General features: G+C 67.2%; 14 protein-coding genes and 1 tRNA gene. 3 read left to right on the top strand and 12 right to left on the bottom strand.

The features are described from left to right. Nucleotides 1–619: 619 nt before the first annotated feature. The 12 genes from QK287_RS03135 to QK287_RS03080 form a co-directional block, all read right to left on the bottom strand. Nucleotides 620–3,331 carry a LuxR C-terminal-related transcriptional regulator gene (locus tag QK287_RS03135; protein WP_348774690.1) on the bottom strand — a complete coding sequence of 904 codons (2,712 nt, stop codon included), beginning with the start codon at nucleotides 3,329–3,331 and terminating at the stop codon, nucleotides 620–622. Then, the gene (locus QK287_RS03130) at nucleotides 3,309–6,047 is read right to left on the bottom strand and encodes a LuxR C-terminal-related transcriptional regulator (protein ID WP_226773585.1); all 2,739 of its coding nucleotides are present in this window, start codon (nucleotides 6,045–6,047) and stop codon (nucleotides 3,309–3,311) included. Before QK287_RS03130 ends, QK287_RS03135 begins: the two co-directional genes overlap by 23 nt. A gap of 180 nt (nucleotides 6,048–6,227) precedes the next feature. Beyond that, nucleotides 6,228–6,815, bottom strand: coding sequence for an aminoacyl-tRNA hydrolase (gene pth / locus QK287_RS03125; RefSeq protein WP_282359189.1), 588 nt, complete (start codon nucleotides 6,813–6,815; stop codon nucleotides 6,228–6,230). 115 nt (nucleotides 6,816–6,930) lie between these two features. Continuing rightward, the gene (locus QK287_RS03120) at nucleotides 6,931–7,527 is read right to left on the bottom strand and encodes a 50S ribosomal protein L25/general stress protein Ctc (RefSeq protein ID WP_226773587.1); all 597 of its coding nucleotides are present in this window, start codon (nucleotides 7,525–7,527) and stop codon (nucleotides 6,931–6,933) included. A 258-nt stretch (nucleotides 7,528–7,785) separates the two neighbouring features. After that, nucleotides 7,786–8,766, bottom strand: coding sequence for a ribose-phosphate diphosphokinase (locus QK287_RS03115; RefSeq protein WP_226773588.1), 981 nt, complete (start codon nucleotides 8,764–8,766; stop codon nucleotides 7,786–7,788). 5 nt (nucleotides 8,767–8,771) lie between these two features. Then, entirely contained in the window at nucleotides 8,772–10,262 is a 1,491-nt protein-coding gene (glmU, locus tag QK287_RS03110; protein WP_282359187.1) for a bifunctional UDP-N-acetylglucosamine diphosphorylase/glucosamine-1-phosphate N-acetyltransferase GlmU, read from the bottom strand. A 212-nt stretch (nucleotides 10,263–10,474) separates the two neighbouring features. Beyond that, nucleotides 10,475–10,546, bottom strand: a tRNA-Gln gene (locus QK287_RS03105). Between the two features lie 320 nt (nucleotides 10,547–10,866). Then, complete coding sequence (locus QK287_RS03100) at nucleotides 10,867–12,696, bottom strand: ABC-F family ATP-binding cassette domain-containing protein (protein ID WP_226773590.1); 1,830 nt, start codon at nucleotides 12,694–12,696, stop codon at nucleotides 10,867–10,869. Nucleotides 12,697–12,795: 99 nt separating this feature from the next. Continuing rightward, nucleotides 12,796–13,758: a 4-(cytidine 5'-diphospho)-2-C-methyl-D-erythritol kinase gene (locus QK287_RS03095; RefSeq protein WP_282359186.1), complete on the bottom strand. Its 963-nt coding sequence runs from the start codon at nucleotides 13,756–13,758 to the stop codon at nucleotides 12,796–12,798. Nucleotides 13,759–13,856: 98 nt separating this feature from the next. Further along, entirely contained in the window at nucleotides 13,857–14,696 is an 840-nt protein-coding gene (gene rsmA / locus QK287_RS03090; protein WP_226773618.1) for a 16S rRNA (adenine(1518)-N(6)/adenine(1519)-N(6))-dimethyltransferase RsmA, read from the bottom strand. Between the two features lie 231 nt (nucleotides 14,697–14,927). Further along, nucleotides 14,928–16,100, bottom strand: coding sequence for a resuscitation-promoting factor (locus tag QK287_RS03085; RefSeq protein ID WP_226773592.1), 1,173 nt, complete (start codon nucleotides 16,098–16,100; stop codon nucleotides 14,928–14,930). Between the two features lie 303 nt (nucleotides 16,101–16,403). Beyond that, nucleotides 16,404–17,294, bottom strand: coding sequence for a TatD family hydrolase (locus QK287_RS03080; RefSeq protein ID WP_282359183.1), 891 nt, complete (start codon nucleotides 17,292–17,294; stop codon nucleotides 16,404–16,406). Between the two features lie 288 nt (nucleotides 17,295–17,582). Here QK287_RS03080 and QK287_RS03075 point away from each other — a divergent pair, with 288 nt between their 5' ends. From QK287_RS03075 to QK287_RS03065, 3 genes are read left to right on the top strand one after another with little or no spacing between them, the layout of a single operon-like run. After that, nucleotides 17,583–18,683 carry a MoxR family ATPase gene (locus tag QK287_RS03075; protein WP_282359181.1) on the top strand — a complete coding sequence of 367 codons (1,101 nt, stop codon included), beginning with the start codon at nucleotides 17,583–17,585 and terminating at the stop codon, nucleotides 18,681–18,683. A 12-nt stretch (nucleotides 18,684–18,695) separates the two neighbouring features. Next, nucleotides 18,696–20,210 carry a DUF58 domain-containing protein gene (locus QK287_RS03070; protein WP_282359179.1) on the top strand — a complete coding sequence of 505 codons (1,515 nt, stop codon included), beginning with the start codon at nucleotides 18,696–18,698 and terminating at the stop codon, nucleotides 20,208–20,210. Further along, nucleotides 20,207–22,822, top strand: coding sequence for a transglutaminaseTgpA domain-containing protein (locus QK287_RS03065; protein ID WP_282359177.1), 2,616 nt, complete (start codon nucleotides 20,207–20,209; stop codon nucleotides 22,820–22,822). The genes QK287_RS03070 and QK287_RS03065 overlap by 4 nt, the downstream gene beginning before the upstream one ends. Nucleotides 22,823–22,843 lie beyond the last annotated feature (21 nt).

Genomic DNA, 22,843 nt, shown 5'->3' with positions numbered 1-22,843 from the left:
AACACCCACCGGCCGTGGGCCGCTGTCTGCAGAGGCAGACAGCGGCCACGGGTGGAGGCTAGGGAGCCGACGGCGGCTGGGGGGGGAACCTCGGTCTCAGAAGGTTCCGACGCCGTCGGCTCCGTCAAGGGGGTCAGCACACATCGTGCGGACCGTTGAGGAGACCGGTTAGGGAAGAATATTTGACCCGGAGCACCATGCCGGACAGTCTCGACGACCCGGATGGTTCCGCGCGGATCATGGCTCGAAGCCGCAGCTAGCAACGGTTCCGCCCGGGACATGGGCTTACTTGTTTCATCAGGATTCCACATTTGAGACCTTCATCGAGGTTGTCCGTCTGGTGCCTGAAATCAATTAAGCCGGTCCCCGGGCCCGGGCACACCGGTAGTCCATACTCGATTTACGGCCCCGGCCCGGCGGGTGTGTGGCGGTGCCTACTTGGAAACGCAGGCGCTCGGGATCCGGTGCCGCATTCAACTACGTGGTCGCCTACGCGGCGCCGGGAGTGCGTACCTAGGCCACCCGGCCGAGCAGGCATGGCACTGCCCCGGCAGCCGTGCGCCCGGACAGGGACGGGATGGAGGTGCAGCCAGGGATGGCCCGGAAGGAACCTGGCGGCTTAGCTGCCGGCCGAACCGGGGAGTTGGTCGCGGCCTTTGATGTTGAGCTTTGCATAACTGCGGTAAAGGTGGCCCTCAACGGTCCGGACGGATACCTGCAGCTCCGCGGCTATCTGCCGGTCACCGAGGCCACGCACCGCCAGCGCTACGATGTCGCGTTCACGACGGGTCAGCAGGCCCAGGGCGTCGTCCTCAGCTTCCTCGTCCTGTGCAGCGACACCGTCTGCCCTTTCCAAGCACCGCTTCCGCTGGGCCATCGCCATCCGCTCGCGCAGGGTATCACCGGTTCCCCGGTATCCGTCAGCAGCGGCGTCGTAGGCAAGCGCCGCGAAACCCCACAGCTCAGCCGCTTCGCAGCTCTTCCCGGCTTCCAGATGGTCGGTGGCCCGGTCGGAGCTGATCGCCGCCGCATAGTGGCAGATCGCAGCCGGCCTGGGGCCTTCCAGCCCGGGTCGGAGCTCAAGCAGCCTGGTCGCCGCGTCCCGGTCTCCGAGGGACAGGCAGAACGCCAGCGAGTCCAGTTCCAGGCCTGCGGTGGAACCGTCGCCGGGTGGCCGGCCCAGTGCGCGCAGCTCCGTAACGGCGCCCGGGTAATTACCGAGCCGAGCCTTGCCGTAGGTGACTGCCATCTGCGAGAGAACGCGCAGGTACCGGGACACCGGCCGCGGCGCAGCTTCATAGTCGGCGAGGAATGCCGCGGCTTTGTCGGTGGCACCGACGTCGGCGGCTGCGGCGAACGCCATCGAGGCAGTCAGGGCGAAGAGCTGCTGGGGATCCGTAAGCCGCAGCGACTCCAGCGCCACACTGAGCGTCGTCAGCGCCTGCGACGCTTTGCCTTGATACAGCTGGATAATACCCTGCGCGGCGTGGACTCCCCCGCCGAAGGAGATGAGGTTGGGTCCCTGGCCTGCTGCCAGTCCGGCGAGGAGCTTTCCGGCAGCTGCCCAGTCGCCGCCATGGACCACGGCGGCCACCGCCCGTGCAACGAGGAATTCCGCGAGGAAATACAGTTCATCGACCCCCGTGCCTGCGGTTTCCAAGGCTTCGGAAATAACAGCGAAGGACTGAACGGCCTTGCCCTGGACCAGGAGCCGCTCCGAGGCCAGCGCCAGCCTGAACGCTGATTCCAGGGTGTTGGCCGGGGCGGCTTCGTCGGCCACGTCCGTATCGGCACCCTGCCGGTATTCCCCCGCAAGTGCATACACCATGGCGTGCATGGTGGCGTACCGCTCCCGGGTGGCACCGAGGATTTGTTCGGCGTCATCCGGGTTGGCCCTGGCCAGCCGCTCCCCGGCAGCCAGGAGTGCCCGGGCCCGGTCCATGATGTCCGCCGGCGCGTGGCCCAGGGCTGCCTGGACAGCGGCCCACATCAGCGTTCCCGTCAGGAGGACAGCTACGCTCTGTCCTTGGGCGAAGTCGACCTCCAGGATGTCCCGGGCTGCGGCATAGTCCGAGGTATTGAAGTAGGTCCGTGCCGTCACTGCCCGTGCTGCCACCTGCAGTTCAGGGTCCTTGACCAGCGCAGCGGCCCGGCGGGCCAAATCATCCTCGTAGAGCCGGCTGGCCAGGGCGGCTGCCCGCAGCAGCTGGCGGTCTTCGACTTCCACTCCGCAGTCCATCGACCAGCTCACCTGGCGAAGCAGGCCTTCTGCCGACGTCGGTTCACTGCCCATCAACCGGAGCAGGCTCTGCCGGAGCTGCAGGCTGCGGGCCGGCGATATCAGGTTGCGCAAGGCGTCCCCGTACGTCGAGTGCCACAGGCGCAGTTGAGGGTACGGTGCCGGCGTCACCCGGATCAATTCATGTTCGATCAGGGCCGCCACCGGATCTTCGCCCACAGCGGATTCGATAGCATCCCGGGTCACGGGCTCCGCCAGGGCAATCAGGTTCAGTGCCTGGCGCTCTGCCGGTGAGCGCCGGAGCAGTTGCCGGCGCACGACGTCCGTCAACCGGGCCCCGTGGCTCTTGAGCGGACGCAAGAGCAACCAGACCCCGTTACGCTGCAGCAGCGTGCCATCGGCCTTCGCGTCGGCGATGAGGCCACTGAGCAGCAGCGGGTTGCCCGCCGAGGCTTCCCATAGGATCTCCGCAACGCTGGGCAGGACCTGCGGCCCCAGCGTTGCTTCCAGCATGTGGCTTGTCTGCTCGCGGGTCAGCGGGCGCAGGTCGAGGCGTTTCGCGATGCCCTCAAACCACAGCTGCAACAGCGGTTCCGGCAGGCCGGGCCGCGTCTGCGCTGCTACGAGCATTTTTGCCCAGCCGGCAGCGGCAAGTTCCACCAGGATGCCCGCCGTCGACTCGTCGAGGTCGTGGGCGTCGTCCACCACCAGCAGCAGGGGCTTTTGGGAGACGCGGCGCTCTTCCTCCAACCGGGACCAGAACGTCCTGAGTACCGCGAGTTGAGAAGTGGCTTCCTGCACGGGCAACCCGACGATAAAAGGACCCAGCACGCCGTAGGGGACATTGGCCAGCGAGGCGCTGCCATGAATCCGGACCGGCGTTACGGCATGCTGAAGTTCGGCGACCACGGCTTCCACGAGGGTCGACTTGCCGATTCCGCTGTCGCCGAACAGGAGCACAGCGACGTGGTCGGGGCCGAGGACCGACTCCACCGCCAAACGCGCCTCCTCCGTCCGCCCGATCGGGACTCCGGCTGCAGCGGCTGGGCGCGGCGCGGCCCGGCGCTTCCTAGATGAGTCCAAGGAGATCACTTCGTGACGAAACTCCCAGCTTAGTGAACACCTGGTAGAGGTGTCCTTCCACTGTTCGGACGGAAATGCCGATGGACAGCGCGATGTCCTTGTTTGATTCGCCGTTGCCAGCGAGGGCGGCAATCTGCCGTTCCCTGTCCGTGAGCAACGGCCCCCTGCTCCTGGGCATGATCGGCAGGGCCGGCAGGGAATCGGCGAGGCTTTCAAGCATGGCGTGCGCGGCGCTGGCCTTGCTGCTCAGCCCTGCGGCCTTGGCGAAGTCGAAGGCCAGAGCGGCGCAGCGGGCCTGGACCGCATCGAGTTCCATGGCCGCCGCCTGGCTGGCGGCCGCCATGATGATGGCAGCGTCCTTCTTGCGGCTGCCCTCGGCAATAGTCCGGGTCAGCTCCGCAAGGGGCCCCTGGCGTAACTTCGCGGTCTGCTCCAGGAACTCGAAATCCTTGGTCGTGCCGTGGACGGTCGCACCAAGCATAGAGATGCCGGCCAGGGTGAATCGGCCCGCCCGGAAGTGTGCCTCCGCCGCGTGCACAAGCCTGTCCTTCGCCTCCGGTTCCCCCAGCCAGCGGGAAGCCATGTCCATGCAGAAGTCTGCGGCACTTCGGACCGCGAAACGGGCGGAAGCGTCCGCTGAGCGTGCCCGGGCCAAGTAGCTGGTGGCCTCCACGGAATGCCCGGCCTGGGCGTATGCGAAAGCCGTTGCCGCGTAGGCCTGCCGCAGCGATTGCAGGCTCGCCCGAACTTCCAATTGCGCGACGGCTGCCAGGAGCGGCTCGATGGCCAGGTAGCCGCGGCCCGCGTACACGTAAGCGAGCCCGGCGGCCAGATCAGTCGGTGCGCTGCCGGAATGCTGCCCATGGCCCGCCCGGCCACCGGCATCCTTGAGGATGTCGATGCTCTGGCGCCACTTCCCGGACAGCAGGAGCGCGTTAAAGGCCCGCCATGCGAAGTTTTCCCGGATCCGCGGCACATTGGACCATTCCCCAAGCTGGCCCTCAATCTCGCGCATCAGTTTGAGAGCCTCTATTTCCTTGCCTGTCATGCACAGGGCTTCCATCAGGATGATGCGGCACCTGAGCCTGTGCAGGGCGCTAACGTCTTCGCCTTCCGCGGAAGCCGCTGACCTTAGCCGGTCCATCATGGGCTCATAGTCACCAACAAAGGAGAGGTAGCCGAATTCGCAAAGGTCCAAACGCAGTTGTGCGCCCGCCAGCTCCCGCAGCTGGTCCGCGCTCTGGCCTCCGCCGGGTACCTGGAGCCGCTCCCGCGCCTGCCGGACCAGGCCAGGGACCTGATCGCTCCGGTCCTCGAGCCAGGACATACAGTCCACCTTGGCGACAATCAGCTCCGTGTACGCTTCTGCCCCGAGCTCGTCAAGCTGATCCCCGGAGACGTCGTCCAAGGCAGCCATGGCCTGCAGCGGCAACCCCAGCTGAAGGTAGGCTGCGGACTTGGGCAGCTGCCCCGCGGCCCATTCCGGATCCTCAGGGGTCAAGTTGCTGACGCATTTGAGTGCAAATTTTGGGTCAAAGAGCTTAACGGCGGCGCCGGCAGCCGCCACGGCGTGGGCCGGTGCCAGGGCGCTGTCGCAGTCGTGGGTCCACGCCGCGTAGGCCAGCAGGTCCTCCACAGTCAACTCGTTCAATTCGTCCGGCTGGTGCCCGGGCACCTTGTCCCGCAATTCCAGCCTGCGCTCCACGCTCAGCCAGTTGCGGACGATATCGCCGAGGTAGCGGTCGCCCAGCGACACAAGATGGCGGCCCGCCCGGTCGACGACGATCTGGCCGGCGTCTTCCATGTCGGCGACAAGACCGGGGCCGTACATTTGCGCGAGCCGGGCCAGGGGCAGCGTCCGGGCGCACGACAGTACTTCGATGAGTTCACGCGCCAAGGGTTTTTCACGCGCGTACCGGGCCCGGACGATGTCTTCAAGTGCGGTGCGGCCGTCAAGGACCACCTCATCCACCAGGGTCCAGACAGAGCCCGAGAGCACGAGGTTGCCGCGTTCGATCTGCTCGGAGACAACTGCCTGCAGCAGGGTCGGGCTGCCGCCCACAATTCGATGCAATTGGCTCGCCAGCGCGGTGGACACCCGGTGACCGAGGGCGGCCTGGAGCACCTCAAGCGTCTCAACCTCGGTGAGGTTCGCGAGCCGGACTTCGGCAAGCCGCCCGGCAGTGATGAGCCAGTAGAAGTCCGGCGGAAGGTCGGCCGTACGCTGCGCGGTAGCAACGAGCCGTGCAGTCCCGGTCTGCACAAGGTTGAGCAGGACACCGGTGCTCAACTCGTCAAGTGCGCCCGCGTTGTCCAGCAGGATGACACACCTGCGCCCGGCCGCGTCGTCGCGGATCAGGGCCGTGATGCCCTGCAGGATGGCCGTCGGCGACCCCAGGGAGCTTTGTGGAAGGCGGGCGAGCGTAAAAGCCAGGCACCCGTAGGGAGTAGTGGACCCGGAACTGCGCAGCTGAAGGGTGTAGACGTCGGGTCCGAAGCCCGAGACCACTGTTCGACCGACGAGGGTCTTGCCGACACCGCGGTCCCCGGTGATGACAACCCCCACGTGGTCGTCGGCGAGCAGGGCACTGCGGACCCGGTCGGCGTCGGCACGGCGCGCAAGACCGGACCACCTCTGCCCGTCCAGCGGACCGGTGGGAAGTTCTTCTGCGGCGGGTACCCACGTAGTGGAAACATTCCCCCAGCCCAGCGTTTCCCTCGACATCTTGTTTCCTTCGTACCGCGTTGCGGACAGCAAAACCTGAGACCGTCCGCTTCGACGTGGCGTATCCCTACATGAGAGTAGAGCGATCATATAGGCATTTCAGGAGGTGCGGAAGCAATTGGCTGGCTTTCCCCGGCACGTGGCGAATGCGCTGCAGCGCAATGGCCGGTGAGTTTTCGGCTAGGGGGCCTTCGCCGGGTGGAACTGCTGCTGCGCGGCCGCCAGACCGTCACGGACCAAAACTTCAACGGCATCGGCCGCCGCGTCGATCAGGAAAGGAAGTTCCTTCTTCTCTACGCCGGAAAAGTCCTTCAGCACAAAGTCGGCGGTGTCCATCCTGCCCGGCGGGCGCCCGACGCCGACCCGGACACGCAGGTAGTCCTTGGTGGCGAGGGCCTTGGAGATATCCCGCAGTCCGTTGTGGCCGCCTTCCCCGCCGCCCAGTTTCAGCTTTACCGACGTAAAAGGCAGGTCGATTTCGTCGTGCACGGCGATTACGTGGCCGGGCTCGACGTCGTAAAACCTGGCCAGCGCCGAGACCGGGCCGCCGGATACGTTCATATAACTCAGCGGCTTGGCCAGTACCACCCGGGGGCCGCCGATTCCAAAGCGACCTTCCAGGACCTGGGCCCGGGACTTGTGGGATTTGAAACCGCTCCCGATCCGGGCTGCGAGTTCATCGAGGACCATCTGCCCCACGTTGTGCCGATTGTGGGAATACTCCGCTCCGGGGTTGCCAAGCCCTGCGATCAGCCAGGTGTCAGTCATGGGTCAGTCCTTCGGTAAGGCGGGCCGGTTCCGGAAGCGGGAGGTGGCGCTGCCGGGCCGAGACAACGGCGGCCGGGCCCCTGCAGGGACCCGGCCACCGGAGACTTCGCGGGAACTACTCGGCTGCGGCCGAGGAGCCTTCGGTGGTGTCGGCTGACGCCTCTTCCTCGGAGACCTCGGTTGCTTCGGAGATGTGGACGACGAGGGACTCGGCGTCGGCCAGCAAAACGGAGCCCGTGGGCAAAACGAGGTCGGAAGCGTGGATGTGCTCACCGGCGGTGCGGCCCTCGATGCTGACCTCGACGGACGTCGGCAGGTGGGTTGCCTCAGCTTCAAGGGAAATGAGGGTCATTTCCTGGTTGTACACGTTGCCGGGCGCCAGTTCGCCGGTCAGGTGCACGGGAACGTCGACGGTGACCTTTTCGCCGGTACGCACGGTCAGGAGGTCGAGGTGCTCGATGATCTGCTTGATCGGGTCCCGCTGGATGTCCTTGACCAGGGCAAGGTGCTGCTCGCCGTTGATGTCCAGGGTCAGCAGGGCGTTCGCCGCGCGGACGGCCAGGGTGGTGGACTTGGCCGGCACCGTGATGTGGATCGGCACGGCACCGTGGCCGTAGATGACGGCCGGGATCAGGCCAGCCATACGGGCCCGACGGGCGAAGCCCTTGCCGAATTCGGTGCGGACTTCAGCTGCGATTTTGTGCTCGGACATGGATATCTCCTAGGGACTAGCGGCGGTCAGCAAGGGCGGAGGTCTGTTTGCGACCTTCAACGCCGGGCGGCCATGCGGCCGCCCTTCCGAAGGGAGATTCAGACCCAGTCGATAACGGAGACCAGCAGACCGGTTTCCATAGATACGGATGACCGGCGCTCTCCCTCGCCAAGGTTTCGGTACAAGGTTACCAGTGCGGGACCCGGATCGTAAAAACGGTCCCGCACCGGCTGCCGCGGAGCGGCCTCGAACGGTGGTTCAGGCGTTGCCGTCAAACAGGCTGGTGACGGAGCCGTCGTCGAACACTTCGCGGATGGCGCGGGCGATCAGCGGCGCGATCGAGAGCACTGTGAGCTGCGGGAAGTGCTTGCTGGGGTCAATCGGCAGGGTATTGGTGACGACAACCTCGCGGGCCCCGGACTCGGACAGCCGCTGGGCTGCGGGATCGGAGAAGACGGCATGTGTCGCGGCGATAATAACGTCTTTGGCGCCGGCGTTCTTGAGCACCTGGACCGCACCGGAAATTGTTCCCCCGGTGTCGATCATGTCATCGATCAGCACGCAGGTGCGGCCCTCGACCTGGCCAACGACAGTCTTGGAGACTGCCTGGTTCGGGACGGTCAGGTCGCGGCTCTTGTGCACAAAGGCCAGCGGCGCCCCGCCGAGGCGCTCGGCCCACTGTTCGGCGACCCGGACACGGCCGGTGTCCGGGGAAACCACAGTGATGTCGTCGGAGCCGACGCGGGTACGGATGTAGTCCGCGAGCAGCGGAATGGCCATCAGGTGGTCCACCGGACCGTCGAAGAAGCCCTGGATCTGCGAGGTGTGCAGGTCCACGCTCATGATGCGGTCGGCGCCGGCGGTCTTGTACAGGTCGGCGATCAGGCGCGCAGAGATGGGTTCGCGTCCGCGGCCCTTTTTGTCCTGCCGGGCGTACGGGTAGAACGGCGACACAACCGTGATGCGCTTGGCGGAGGCCCGCTTGAGCGAATCGATCATGATGAGCTGCTCCATCAGCCAGTTGTTCAGCGGTGCGGGATGCGCCTGGATAACGAAGGCATCCGTCCCTCGCACACTTTCTCCGGCCCGGACGTAGATCTCGCCATTGGCGAAGTCGTAGGCGTCCAGTGGCAGCAGTTCGGTTCCGAGCTCCCTGGCGATCTCCCTCGCCAGCTCGGGATGCGCGCGCCCAGCGGCAAGCACCAGCTTCTTCTCGCCGTGTGCCGTAATTTCGCTCATTTTTGCTAGCCCTCTTCTGTAGATGCCGGAGTACTGGAGGAAGTTGTGGCGGCGCCGGCGGTCCGGGCCAGGGAGGCGGAAACGGAGTCCGGGCGGTGCTCGAGCACCCAGCCCTCGGCGTTCTGCTGTTTGGCCACGGACAGGACCAGGGCCCCCGGCGGAACATCGCGGCGGATGACCGCCCCGGCTCCGCTGTAGGCACCGTCACCGACCTGCACGGGAGCCACGAACACGGTGTTGGAGCCGGTACGCACGCCCGAGCCGATCACTGTGCGGTGTTTCTTCTCGCCGTCGTAGTTCGCGGTGATGTTTCCGCAGCCAATGTTGGTGTCCTCGCCGATTTCCGCGTCACCGGCGTAGCCGAGGTGGGAGAGCTTGGAACCGCGGCCGATCGTGACGTTCTTGGTTTCGTAGAAGGCGCCGATCTTGCCGGTCTCGCCGAGGACCGTACCGGGGCGCAGGTAGGTGAACGGCCCCACGCTGGCCCTGGCGCCGATTGTGGCGCCGGAACCGTGTGTCCGGATCACCGTGGCGCCCTCCCCCACCTGAACATCGGTGAGGGTGGTGTCCGGGCCGACGGCGGCGTTGCGCGCCACAGTGGTGCTGCCGTGGAGTTGTGTGTTGGGCAGCAGCCGGACGTCCTCGTCGAGGGTGACGGCGGCGTCGATCCAGGTTGTGGCCGGATCCACGATGGTGACACCGGCCCGCATCCAGGCCTCGACGGTCCGGCGGTTGAGTTCGGCACCGAGGGCCGAGAGCTGAACCCGGTCGTTGGCGCCCTCGACCTGCCAGCGGTCTTCGGTCACCACCGCTGCCACCCTGCCGCCGGCGGCGCGGGCGAGCCCCAGCACGTCGGTGAGGTACATTTCGCCCTGGGCGTTTTCGGTGGTGACGTGGGCCAGCGAATCGCGGAGCACGGCAGCGTCGAAGGCGTAGATTCCGGAGTTGATTTCGCGGATTTCGCGTTCGGCGTCCGTCGCGTCCTTGTGCTCCCGGATCCCGGTGACTGTTCCGTCCGTGGCCCGCAGGATGCGGCCGTAGCCGGTGGCGTCCGCGAGGACGGCGGTCAGCACGGTGACGGCGTTGTGGCCGGCCTCGTGGCTTGCGACGAGTTCGGCCAGCAGGCTCCCGGTGAGCAGGGGAACGTCGCCGTAGGTCACAACTACCGTTCCGCTGACCCGGCCTGCAGGGTGGAGTCCGTCGAGGGCCGCGAGTGCCGCTTGGACGGCGCGGCCGGTGCCTGGGATCTCGTCCTGGTCGACGACCAGCGCGGCCGGGTCAACGGCGGCGATGTGGGCGGCCACGAGGTCACGCTCATGCCGGACGACCAGGGCCAGCTCCTGCGGCCGGATGGTTCGGGCCGCATGCAGCGCGTGCGCGACGAGGGAGCGGCCACCGATCTCGTGGAGAATTTTGGGGGTACGGGACTTCATCCGGGTACCGGCACCTGCAGCTAGGACGATAACGGCGGCCGGGCCGGTCTTCTCGGGGCTCACGTACGGGCTCTCCTTGCTCAGTGGCTTAGCTCAGGCCGCTGCTTGGTGGATCTGGGTGGCCGGCGGCCGAGGCCAGCTGGTGCACCTTGGTTGCCGGATTCGCGCGGTTTCGGCTGACCAGACTCCGGTCGTGGCGCCAGATTCATCCTACTGGACCCACACCGGGCCGCGCCCTGCGGTGGCCGTTTACCGGCCACCGCGATGCGCAGCAGTTCCGCCCATAGGACTCGAACCTATACTCCACGGCTCCAAAGGCCGGGGTGCTGCCATTACACCAGGGCGGACCGTACCAAGGCGCTGGGCCTGTGGCACGAGAGTCAATTCTGCCATACTGCGCTCCGTGCACGCGCTGGCCCGGCTCCGGGGCCCGCAATGTCCTACCGGCGCACGCTCCCGGGCACGCCGGCACACTGAACGGCAGCACGGGAATTCAGGGCCACCGGGCCCCGTGGGACATGCCCGCCGCTGGCCCTGGCGGGTGGACATAACAGACCGGGTCCACTCCTGGCCCGGCCCGAGGGACATGTCCTGCGGGATTTAACTGACCCACGGGACATGTCCACTCCTGGCCCGGCCCGAGGGGCATGTCCGGGGGGCTGGGCGGTTACTCCCCCAGCACCTCGAGGGCACCGAGCCATTCAAGCTCGAGGGCTTCGCGTTCGACGGCGAGATCCTTGAGCTTCTTGTTCAGGGCACCAAGTTCGCCGACGGCCGAGGTGTCAGCGGCAGCGGCAGTCATCTGGGCGTGAATCTTATCTTCCTGCTGCTTGATTTTGCCGAGCTGGCGGTCGATCCGGTTTTTGGCCTTGCGGGCATCCCGCTTCTCGGCTTCGGACGGGCCTGTCGCTGCCGGGGCCGACGAGCCGCCTGCAGCGGTAACCGGGTTGCCTCCGCCGGTGATGGTGGACCCGGCCAGGGCCCCTTCGCGCAGTTCCAGGTACTGGTCCACACCGCGCGGCAGGGCTCGGATCTTGCCATCACCGAGGAGCGCCATCTGGTGGTCCGTGACGCGTTCGAGCAGGTAGCGGTCGTGGCTGACGACAACAAGTGTGCCCGGCCAGCCATCCAGGACGTCTTCGACGGCGGCGAGGGTATCGGTGTCGAGGTCGTTGGTTGGTTCGTCCAGCATCAGCACGTTGGGTTCTCCCACCAGCAGCCGCAGGAGCTGCAGCCGGCGGCGTTCACCACCGGAGAGGTCCTTGACCGGGGTCCACTGCTTCTCGTTGGTGAAGCCGAGTTGTTCCACGAGCTGGCCGGCGGTGAATTCCTTGCCCCCGACGTTGAAGGAGCGCTTCTCCCGCTCGATCACTTCGATGACGCGCAGGTCCGAGACGTCGTCGAGCTCCTTGACCTCCTGGGTCAGGACCGCGGTGACCACCGTCTTGCCGCGCTTGACTTTCCCGGCGGAGGGCTCGATCTCACCGTTGAGCAACTTCAGCAGGGTGGTCTTGCCGGCGCCGTTGACGCCGACGAGGCCCAGCCGTTCGCCGGGGGCGAGCCGCAGGGTGATGTTGTCGAAGAGCTTTTGGCCGGGTTCGCCGCCGAGGAAGTCCAGTGAGACGTTTTCGAGGTCCAGGACGTCCTTGCCGAGCCGGGCGGTGGCCATCTTGCTCAGTGCCGTCGAGTCGCGCGGTTCGGGGACGTCGGCGATCAGGGCGTTGGCTGCCTCGATCCGGAATTTGGGTTTGGCGGTGCGGGCCGGGGCGCCACGCCGGAGCCACGCGAGCTCCTTTTTTACCAGCTGCTGGCGCTTGCTTTCCACCACGGAGGCGGAGCGGTCACGTTCGGCTCGGGCCAGCACATACGCGGCGTAACCGCCGTCGAACGGGTCCATAATGCCGTCGTGGATTTCCCAGGTCTTGGTGCAGACTTCGTCCAGGAACCAGCGGTCGTGGGTGACGACGAGGAAGGCGCCCTGGTTGGCCCGCCAGCGGGTCTTCAGGTGCCGGGACAGCCACGCGACGCCTTCGACGTCGAGGTGGTTGGTGGGCTCGTCGAGCATAATAACGTCGTGGTCCTCGATCAGCAGCTTGGCCAGCGCCACACGCCGTTTCTGCCCGCCGGAGAGCGCGTGCACGTTGGCGTGCCAGTCGACGTCGGAGACGAGTCCGCCCATGACTTCGCGGATCTGGGGGTTGCGGGCCCACTCGTAGTCGGCCTGGTCCCCCACGATCGCAGCGCCGACGGTGAGGTCGCCGTCGAGCACGTCGCTCTGGTCCAGGTAGCCGATGTTGACCTCGCTGCGTTTGGTCACCCGGCCGGAGTCGGGGGTGGAGCGCAGGGCCAGCAGCCGCATAAGGGTCGATTTGCCGTCACCGTTGCGGCCCACCATGCCGATCCGGTCGCCCTCTTCAAGGCCGAGGGTAATGCCATCGAGGACGGTACGGGTTGCATAGGAGACCGTGAGGTTCTCGCCGCCGAGCAGGTGTGCCACTGGGAACTGCTTTCCTAGAGAAAAAGTAATGTCGAGCAAATATGGTCAGGCGTGATGGGGCCACGCCACTCCGCCGCGCGGAGGACAGCGCCGACCCTATTAAAGGAGCGTATCGGAGATGATGCGCGCCCCGTGAACCGGGCCGTGCACGGCCAGGGCGTCAAGGCCGTGGTGCCGGAGGTCACCCGCCAGCCCCTCGGCCGCCGCCGGGCCGTGAACCAGAAGTGCCACGGTGGGGCCGGAACCGGAGACGATTCCGGCGATCGCGCCCAGGGCCTCGCCGAGCCCGAGGGTGTCCCGTAGGCTCGGTGCCAGCGCAATGGAGGCGCGCTGGAGATCGTTGACCAGCACCCGGCCCAAGGCTTCAGCGTCGCCACCGCGCAGGGCTTGCAGGACCATCGGGTCCACAGCGGTGGGTTCCTCGATCACTACCCCTTCGGCCTCGCGCAGCCGGTCCAGGGTCCGGAAGACCTCCGGTGTGGGCAGGCCAAAATCAGCGGTCACCAGGACCCAGTTGGTCTGGGCCTTAACGAGGGCCGGCGAGAGTTCGTCGCCGACGCCGAGCCCGACGGCGGTGCCGCCGAGCAGGGAGAACGGCACGTCTGCGCCGAGTTCGGCGGCAAGATGGGCGAGTTCGTCGCGCGAGAGCCCGCTGTTCCACAGTGCGTCGCAGGCGAGCAGGGTGGCTGCCGCGTCGGCCGATCCCCCGCCCATGCCGCCGGCCACGGGGACCCGTTTGGTGATTTCGAGGTGGAGACCGGTGGAGTTCTCCGAGACGTCGGCCATAATCGCGGCGGCCTTGTAGGCAAGGTTCCGATCGTCCAGGGGGATGTCAACGCCGTCGAGGTCCAGGGTGCTTGCCGGACCGATGCTGACCGTAATCTCTCCGGTGTTTGTGCTGGTGGCGGCGACTTCCTCGTAGAGGGACACCGCGAGGTAGACGCTGGCCACCGAGTGGTAGCCGTCTGCGCGCAGGGGTCCGACGTCCAGTGAGACGTTGACTTTGCCGGGCGCCTTGACCCGGACGGTCCTCGCGCCCAGGCGCCCTCTCACTGCATTCATGGCTCCACGCTATTCATGGTCCCACGCTATGGCATGGCGGGGTCGGGTTCCAAGCACGGTCCCGGCCCTGCTTCATCTTGTCGGAGCCGCCGCCGGGGTCATTGCGCCGGCTGTCCGCGCTGTTCCGCGATCCGGGAAAACGCCATGATGTCAATCACTTCGCCTCGCGCCGTAGGATCAACACCGGCGGCACGCAGGCACCGCTCAGCCTCGGCCGCGCCGCCGGCCCAGCCGGCAAGGGCAGCACGAAGGGTCTTCCGGCGCTGGGCGAAGGCTGCATCGATGACCGCGAACACCTCTTCCCGGGTGGCCGTGGTGACGGGCGGTTCCCGGCGGGTGAATGCCACCAGGCCGGAGTGGATTTTTGGGGCGGGCCAAAAGACATTCATGCCGATGACTCCGGCCTTGCGCATGCTGGAGTACCAGGCGGCCTTGACCGAGGGGACACCGTAGGTCTTGGACCCGGGACCGGCGGCAAGCCTGTCGGCGACCTCGTCCTGGACCATCACCAGGCCGTGCCGGAGGCTGGGGAAATGCTGGAGCAGGTGCAGGACTACCGGGACGGCGACGTTGTAGGGCAAATTCGCCACCAGCGCTGTCGGTTCCACCGGCAGCTCGGTGACCCGCATGGCGTCGGCGAGGACGAGGTGGAAGTCCCCGACGGCGGCCGGCCGCCACCGGGCAACCGTGGCAGGGAGCTTCCCGGCCAGGACAGGATCGATCTCGACGGCGACAACCGAGCGGGCAGCGTCCAGCAGGCCCAGGGTCAGGGAGCCGAGCCCCGGCCCGACCTCCAGGACCGTCTCGTCCGGGTGGACGTCCGCGGCGGCCACGATCCTGCGAATGGTGTTGCCGTCAATGACGAAGTTCTGACCGAGAGTCTTGGTGGGGCGGACGCCGATTTCCTCGGCCAGCCTGCGGATGTCGGAGGCGCCCATCAGGGGTGCTGGCGAGCCTGCCGGCTTGCTGGTGGGCTCACTGGCGGGCGCGGAAGAGGTCGGTTCAGTCACCTTGGTATCCTATCCCGCGGACCGGCCCGGGCATGGCGAGGGCCGGGTCCGAAAATCGGACCCGGCCCTCGTGGAATTCCGCTGCCGTGGTCAGCCGCTGCGGACACCCGTGCTACTCGACGTGCCCGTCACCCGGAGCTCAGTCTCCGGTGTGGCCCGCTAGCGCGAGGCTGCCCAGCCGCAACCCCACGGCGAAAGGCCGCGCTGCGCGTAGACGCGGTTGGCGATGTCGATCTGCTGGGCTTTGGTGGCGCCGGCTGCATTCGGTGCGTACGCGCCGCCGCCGGCACCGAGCCAGGTCCGGACGTCGAACTGCAGGCCGCCGTAGTAGCCGTTGCCGGAATTGATGGACCAGTTGCCGGTGGACTCGCACTGCGCAATCTTGTCCCACATGGCTTCGTTCATCATGGCGGGGGCTGCGGCGCCGGTGTTGGCTCCGGCGGCGGCAACTGCCGCCTGGGGTGCCGGTTTGGGCTTCTCCTTGGTGCCAACCGTGATCTGTTCGGTGACCGGCTGGGCACTGACGGACTGGGACACCAGGGTGCGGGAGGCTTCGCGGCCATCAACCATCACCAGCTTGAAACTCTTGTTGATGGTGCCCGCCACGCCTGCCTGGGTCACCTGCTTCTCACCCTTGATCATCCCGGCGTCCTCCGTGGTGAGGGTTTCGAACGGTACCGCTTCGGTGGACTCCGCCGTCTGGCTCACGTCCACCCGGGAAATCTTGATCACCATGTCACTGACAACCGGGGCGTTGCCGGGCTGCGAGAGCCTGTCGCTGGCGGCCAGGGAGATGCCGGCGTCGGACAGCAGCGCGGAGACATTGGCGGCCGTCGTCGTGGTCTTATTGGCCTTGCCGTCCGCGACGATGCTCACGGTCTTGGGAGTCGAGATGGACACAAACGACCCCGAGACCGCAAGCTGGGCGTCCTTCGGAGCGGACAGCTCCGAGGAACCGGCGACGCCGAGTTCCGTGACGAGGCCTTCGACTGTCGGCGCAGTGGTGTTGACGGTCCGCTCGGCGCCGTCCAGGCTGACCTTGACGGCCTTGGCGAGGTTGACGTTAATGACTGTGCCGTCCTGGACATGGGAAGCAGCGGCAGGCGTCACCCGGTCCGCGGACTGGAGCTCAAGGCTTGCTCCCTTGACGACCTGGCCGACAGTGCCGCCAAAGGTCTGGACCGAGCTCACTTTGCCGTCCACGTTGAGCGTGACTGTTTTGTTGTTGCCGACGAAGGCAACCAGCCCCAGCACCAGCGCGACCAGCACTACAAGTTGCGTACCGACCTTGACGAAGCTGAATTTGCCGTCCGATGTGAAAAACTTGACCACGATTGCCCATATCTTTTGGACCATCCGGGCACGGGGAAAAGTGCGAGGGCAAAGCACCGCAGACAGCCCAAAGGCGGCACCGGAAACGGTGCGGTTTGTCCGCGGCGGCCCTGTGCACCGCCACACTCATAAACGAGAGCGCGCCCATGGTTAGTTGGCCACGATGCGCGCCCTGCTGGAGTGAAATTATCCGAAGGCCTTCCCCGACCCCGGCTAATAGTTCTCCACTGTAACCGGAGCGTTATAAAGCAACCAAGAAATTATGCATACGCGGTATCTAATCCAGGGCGGGGCGACCCTGCGTCAGCAGTCCCAGGATCCGTATGCCTGCACCGTATTGCGGGCAATCCGGGAACACATCTCCGAGAGCTCCCAGCCAGTCAATTCGGCCATGGCCCTGACGGTGTAGGGGACCATGTAGCTCGCGTTGGGGCGTCCCCGGTGCGGGTGCGGGGTGAGGAACGGGGCATCGGTTTCGACGAGGAACCGCTCCGGCTCCGCGATGGCCAACGCGGCCCGAAGGTTGGCGGCGTTTTTGAAGGTCAGCGTCCCGGCGAAGGACATGTACCAGCCTTCCGTATTACAGATCCTGGCCAACCGGTCATCGCCGGAGAAGCAGTGGAACACCACCCGCTCGGGGGCGCCTTCCTCCCGCAGCACCTGGACGACTTCCTCGTGCGCGTCGCGGTCATGGATCTGGAGGGTCAGCCCGAGACGTTTGGCGATGTCGATGTGCCGGCGAAAGGAATAACGCTGGTGCGCCAGCCCGTCGCCCTCCGTTCGGAAGAAATCCAGTCCGGTCTCGCCGATGGCCCTGATCCGCGGGTGCGCCGCCAGGGCCTCGATCTCTGCCAGGGCGTCCTCCAGTTCGCCGCGGGCGGCGTACTCCGGCGCATCGTTGGGGTGCAGTGCGACGGCACCGAGCAACCGCGCATCCAGTTCGACTGCCTGCACGGTGAACCGGGACGATTCGAGGTCGCACCCCACCTGCACGGCGCCCTGCACCCCCACCGCCGCGGCGGCGTCCAGTGCGTCAGCGATGCTGACATTGAGCTCGTTGTGCGGGAAATCCAAGTGCGTGTGGTTGTCCATAACCGGCACCGGAAGCGGTTCCGGCGCCGGCGGATAACCTTGCCTGCCGGCGCCGTCGCTGCCGGGCGCACGAAACGGAACGGGAGTCAGGGGGGTCGTCATCCGTCCACCTTATCGGCGGTCCTTCGGCCGGATGAAACCGGCGAACGCCACGAATTAACCCAGGCGCACTATCTCCGACCCGACGCTGGTCCGAGATTTCCGCGGAACTCTCTGTCAGGCCCGGCAGTTCTGTTAGTAGTCTGTTCTCAAGACTGGATGCCGGCGGGGGGTATCCAGGGTCAGGCACGGACGGCTAGGAATCAACGGTCAGGAACACAGGCATACCCCAAGGAGTGACCCGGCCGGCAACAGCAGAACCGGGACACCGCCAGGGCTGAAAGGCTACCGATGGACTACCAGCGCATCTCCCTGGACGAAGGACACCCTGACGGGCCGGACCGCCGGGAGGACGCGGCTGCGGCCGGGCTCCCGCCAGCCCCGCGCCCCGCGCCGCCGGCCGCGGCGATGGACGCGGCAGCCTTCCGCTCCGCCAGCGGGCGCATCCTGAACGCCATCAGCACCGTGATCGACGGGAAAGCGGAAGCGGCCAAACTCGCCTTGACCGTGCTCTTGGCCCAGGGCCACCTGCTCCTCGAGGACGTTCCCGGCGTCGGCAAGACCCTGCTGGCCAAGACGCTCGCCCGCACCATCGACTGCTCCGTGAGCCGCATTCAGTTCACCCCCGATCTGCTCCCCTCCGACGTCACCGGCGTGTCCATCTACAACCAGGCTTCGCGCTCCTTTGAGTTCCGGCCCGGGGCGGTTTTTGCCAATATCGTCATCGGTGACGAAATCAACCGCGCCTCGGCCAAGACCCAGTCCGCCCTGCTGGAATGCATGGAAGAACACCAGGTCACGGTGGACGGCACGTCCTACAAGCTCGACGAGCCGTTTATGGTGGTGGCCACGCAGAATCCGATCGAAATGGAGGGCACCTACCCGCTCCCGGAAGCGCAGCGGGACCGTTTTATGGCACGGATCTCCATGGGTTACCCGGACCGGGAGGCCGAAATGGAGATGCTGGAAACCCATCAGGCGACGTCCCCGCTGGCCAAGGTCACCGCCGTCGTCACCGCCGGTGAGGTCGCGGCCATGATCGCTACGGTGCGGCAGGTCTACGTCTCCCAATCGATCAAGGAATACACCGTGGCGCTGGGGCGTGCCACCAGGGAAAGCGGAATGCTCCGGCTCGGAGCCAGCCCCCGGTCCATGCTCCAGCTGCTGCGCGCGGCCAAAGCCACGGCAGCACTGGAGGGCAGGGACTTTGTGCTGCCGGACGACTTGGTCAGTGTGGCAGAACCGGTCCTGGCCCACCGGATCATCCTGGACCGCAAAGCCGTGAGTGCGGGAGAAACCGCCCAGAGCGTGATCCGTGCCGTTCTGGCGAAGATTCCGGTCAATCCGGACCTTGCGTCCGCCCCGGCTGCAACCCTGCCGAACCAGCGTTAGGGTGGCTCCGCAGTGGCGCTGACCGACCGCTTCCCGAGGCACATCTTCACCAGCAGGGGGTGGGGACTGCTGGTGGCGGGTATGGTCTTCCTGCTGGCAGCGCAGGTGATGGGTCGCCGGGACCTGCTGGCGCTGGCAGTCCTGTTGCTTGTCCTGCCGCTGCTCTCGCTGGCCGGAACCCGGCTGCTCAAGCCCAACTTCAGCGTCTACCGGGAGTTCACCCCCGCCAGCGTGGAAGCGGCGGCCACCACCACCGTCCGGTTGGCTGTCGCCCGGACCGGCGTCGGCTCCGGCCACGCGCTGATGGAAGAGCACCTGCCCGCCCGTTTCGGCGAATCCCCCGTTTTCCGGTTTCCGGCTCGTTCGGCAGCAGGCGGGAGCAGCCGCTACGAATACCATCTGCGCTCCGGAAAACGCGGCCAGTTCCTGATCGGGCCGGTCACGGCCGAGTTCAGCGACCCCTTCGGCCTCTCCCTGCACCGCCACGCGATCGACGAAGGCGCCATCCTCACTGTGACCCCGGCCGCCGTCGAACTTCCCGTCACGGGACTCGCCGGCGCCAGGGGGCACGACGGCGTTACCGCCACGCGCGTCCGGGGCAACCCGAGCGACGACGACGTGATGACCCGGGAATACCGGCATGGTGATCCGATGCGCCGGGTGCACTGGGCGGCTACGGCACGCCACGGGGAGCTGATGGTCCGGCAGGAGGAATCCGTCACCACTCCGGAGGCGACGATCATCATGGACCAGCGGCTGCAGGCCTTTAGCCGTGGCGCCTTTTCGGCCGGCACCACATCCGCTGCCCGCCACCCGTTCGGCGGTCCGCGCGCAGCGGATGGCTACCGGAGTGGACACGGCGGCGCCGCTGCCGGGGACGGTCGGGAACTCCTGACCAGCGACGCCTTCGAATGGGCCGTGACGGCCGCGGTATCCATCGGCGCCCATCTGGCCGAACGCAACTACGTGCTGCGCTTCCTCGATGCCACCGGCGAGCCCGCCTTCCGGAATTCACCGTCCGCGCCCGAGCCGGAGGCTGAAGAGTACCTCGGCGCGGCGGGGCTGCAGTCCATCGCCGAGAGCCTGGCCGCGATCCAGCTCACCGGCCCGCACCCCAACCGCCGGGACGAAACCGCGGCTGCGGCCCCGAAGCTTCCCGGCCGCAGGTATCCGTCGGCACCCGAAGCCGGCCCGCAGCCGTTCGACGACCGGCTGCTGGACAAGCTGGCCGCGCACCGGATGCGGGGGCCGGTGCTGGCCATCCTCGGACACCTCACGCCGGCCGAGGCCAGGTCACTGGCCCCGGCGGCCGGCTTTGCGGCAAACGCGTTTGCACTGGTGATCACCGGCCGTGCCGGGCAGCCCCAGGAAGCGCTCGAAATCCTCCGGCTCGGCGGCTGGCGGACAGTGCCGGTCTCCCCCTCGACGCCCCTGCCCGAAGCGTGGACGGCCTTCGACGAGGACGGTGCCACGTCACCGCCGGCCATGGCCGCTGATCTGGGACGTGGTCCGGGGGTCCGGCGATGACCATGACACCGCAGCGAAATACCGGCGCACCGGCCGGCGGTTCCGGGGTGGCCGCGGCGCACGGGCCGGACTCGGCCGCCCGTCGGTTTCCCCCGGCCAACCTGACGCCACGGCCTGGAGCGGGCGCACAGCCATGGCTGATGGCCCTCACGGTGGCAGTCGCCGTCGCAGGTGCGGCACTCAGCCTCAACGGGGTGCTGCGGGGATGGTCCTGGTTCTCCCCCGTACTGTCCACGGTTTTCACCGTGGCCTTTACGATGGCGGGGCTCCGCACGCTCCGCTGGCGCAGCGCCGTGGTGACGGCCGGTTCGCTGGCGGCACTGGTGCTGGTCCTGACGTTTACCTTTTTCCGTGCGCAAAGCATCGCCGGCTTTATCCCTTCGGACACCACTGTGACGCAGCTGGGGCGGTCCGTGCGCCGGGCCAGCGAGACTGTGCTGTCCGAAAGTGCCCCGGTGGCTCCGAACGCGGGCATCGTCCTGGTGGTGTGCGCCGCCCTGGGATTGATGGTGATCCTGGTCGATGCCCTCGCCTATCCGCTGCGGTTGCCGGCCACCAGCGGGCTCGGGATCCTTGCCATCCTTATCGTTCCCGCCATGATCAAGCCGCAGAGCGTCGGCGCGCTGGGCTTCGCGGCGGCAGCGGCCGGCTACCTGATGATTCTGGGGTGCAGCCACTGGTTCACGCCCGACCCGCGCGCCGGGGCGGACACCGTCCGCAGCTCTGGGCAGTTACGGCGCGGCTCCCTGACTGCCGCGGTTGCGCTGACCGTTACGCTCCTGGCCCAAGTGCTGATTCCGGGTTTCGACCAGGGGACGTTCCCGCAGGGCTCGCGGCTGAATCCTTTCGGTCCGGCTTCGGGGCTGAACCCCATGATCAGCCTGGGCAACAGCCTCCGCAGCCCCGCCGGTGACGGCCGGATCACCTTTGCCACCAATGCGTCCAGCACGCCGTACCTGAGGTCCGTGACGGTCGACCGTTTCGACGGCGACAACTGGACACCGGATGACCGCGTGGAAACGCGCCGGCTCGGCACGGGGAGGATCGAATCGGGCCTCGAATCCGCCGCAGCCGAAGTCAGGGTGGTCACCGCGGTGAACACCGGACAGTTCACCAGCCCCTACCTCCCGGCGCCGTACGCGCCGGAGGCAGTGAACGGCCTCACCGGCCGCTGGAGCTGGGATCCTGCCACGCTGAGCATCAAAGGTGTTGACACGAACTCCCGCGACCAGCAGTACGTAGTGCTCTCCGCCGCGCCCCAGCTCACCCCGGATCTGCTGGCGCAGTCCGGTGGGCCGGTGCTGGGGATCCCCGAGGAGTTCACCCGAGAGCCGGAGAAAGTTCCGGAAATCGTGCGCACCACCGCCGACGCTGTGACCGCCGGAAACAACACCGCCTATGCCCGGGCCATCGCCATCCAGCGCTACCTGCGTTCCGCCGAGTTCACCTATTCGCTGCAGTCCCCGGTCCAGGGCGGGTATGACGGCAACGGCCTGTCCGTCCTGGCTGACTTCCTGACCCAGAAAAGCGGGTACTGCATCCATTTCGCCTCGGCCATGGCCGTGATGGCACGGTTGGAAGGCATCCCCAGCCGGATTGCGGTCGGCTACGCGCCGGGCCGGCCCACCGGGGCCACTGTGTCGATCGGAGGCCAAGGCGCCCTGCCGGAATATGAGGTCGATGCCCGCGACGCCCATGCGTGGCCCGAACTCTATTTCCAGGGCCTTGGCTGGGTCCCCTTCGAACCCACCCCCTCGCGCGGAGTCGTTCCCGCCTACGCCAGGGAAAGCTCGGCCCCCGGCGGCGCCAGTACCAATGAAAACAACGACGGCCTCATTCCGAGCTCGAACCCCAGCACGTCACCGGTGCCCAGTGTGGCTCCGCTGCCGCTGCCGGACGCCGCCACCGGGGCGGGCGCGGCAAGCGTGTTGGTGCCAGCGCTCTACGGCACCGGCGCATTGCTTGTCCTGGTGCTGTTGCTGGCCTCACCGCGGCTGGCCCGCGGCGCCATGCGGCGACGCCGGCTGAACGGTTCCGGGGGCGGCACTGCGGCAGCGGTGCAGGCTTGGGCAGAATTGCGCGATCTCAGCACGGATTACGGCCTGCCGCCGCAGACCAGCGAGACTCCGCGGCATTTCTCCGCCAGGCTGCGGTCCTCGGGTGCACTGGGCGAGCCGCACGGCATCGATGCGGACGGCCACATGGCCGTCAGGTCCCTGACGGCCGACTTCGAACGCCGTCGCTACGGCCGCCCGCCGGCCGGGAACGACGGTGACGTCGTCCCTGCCCGCCCCGCAAGCCCTGCCCGCCCCGCAAGCCCTGCCGGCAACGGGAGCCCGGCCGGCGGAACCAGCCAGGACGGCAGCGCCGCAAGCTCCGCTGCTCCCCTCATTTTGGCCGTCCGGACGTCCCTGCGCGCCCACGCGGGACCGCTGGCGCGCTTGCGCGCGGTCTGGCTGCCGCCTTCCACGCTCGGTCTCTGGCGTCGAGCCGCGGCGACGCCTTTTCACGCCAGCCGCCGGACAGCACAACGCACCCGGCACGGCGTCGCACGGGCCTGGTTGGGGACCCGTGAAGCGCTGCGCCGGGTGCGTTGGCTGCGCCGGAGCTGAAGCGTCCCGGCCGGCGGACGT

It is taken from the genome of Arthrobacter sp. AL05, assembly GCF_029960715.1.
Taxonomy (GTDB): Bacteria; Actinomycetota; Actinomycetes; order Actinomycetales; family Micrococcaceae; genus Arthrobacter.
This window is presented reverse-complemented; position numbering and strand designations above follow the sequence as displayed.

Excerpts from the sequence above, each read along its gene's own strand:
- QK287_RS03130 (WP_226773585.1), bottom strand. The coding sequence starts at position 6,047 with ATGTCGAGGGAAACGCTGGGCTGGGGGAATGTTTCCACTACGTGGGTA.
- pth (WP_282359189.1), bottom strand. The coding sequence starts at position 6,815 with ATGACTGACACCTGGCTGATCGCAGGGCTTGGCAACCCCGGAGCGGAG.
- QK287_RS03120 (WP_226773587.1), bottom strand. The coding sequence starts at position 7,527 with ATGTCCGAGCACAAAATCGCAGCTGAAGTCCGCACCGAATTCGGCAAG.
- QK287_RS03115 (WP_226773588.1), bottom strand. The coding sequence starts at position 8,766 with ATGAGCGAAATTACGGCACACGGCGAGAAGAAGCTGGTGCTTGCCGCT.
- QK287_RS03095 (WP_282359186.1), bottom strand. The coding sequence starts at position 13,758 with ATGAATGCAGTGAGAGGGCGCCTGGGCGCGAGGACCGTCCGGGTCAAG.
- rsmA (WP_226773618.1), bottom strand. The coding sequence starts at position 14,696 with ATGGGCGCCTCCGACATCCGCAGGCTGGCCGAGGAAATCGGCGTCCGC.
- QK287_RS03080 (WP_282359183.1), bottom strand. The coding sequence starts at position 17,294 with ATGACGACCCCCCTGACTCCCGTTCCGTTTCGTGCGCCCGGCAGCGAC.
- QK287_RS03075 (WP_282359181.1), top strand. The coding sequence starts at position 17,583 with ATGGACTACCAGCGCATCTCCCTGGACGAAGGACACCCTGACGGGCCG.
- QK287_RS03065 (WP_282359177.1), top strand. The coding sequence starts at position 20,207 with ATGACCATGACACCGCAGCGAAATACCGGCGCACCGGCCGGCGGTTCC.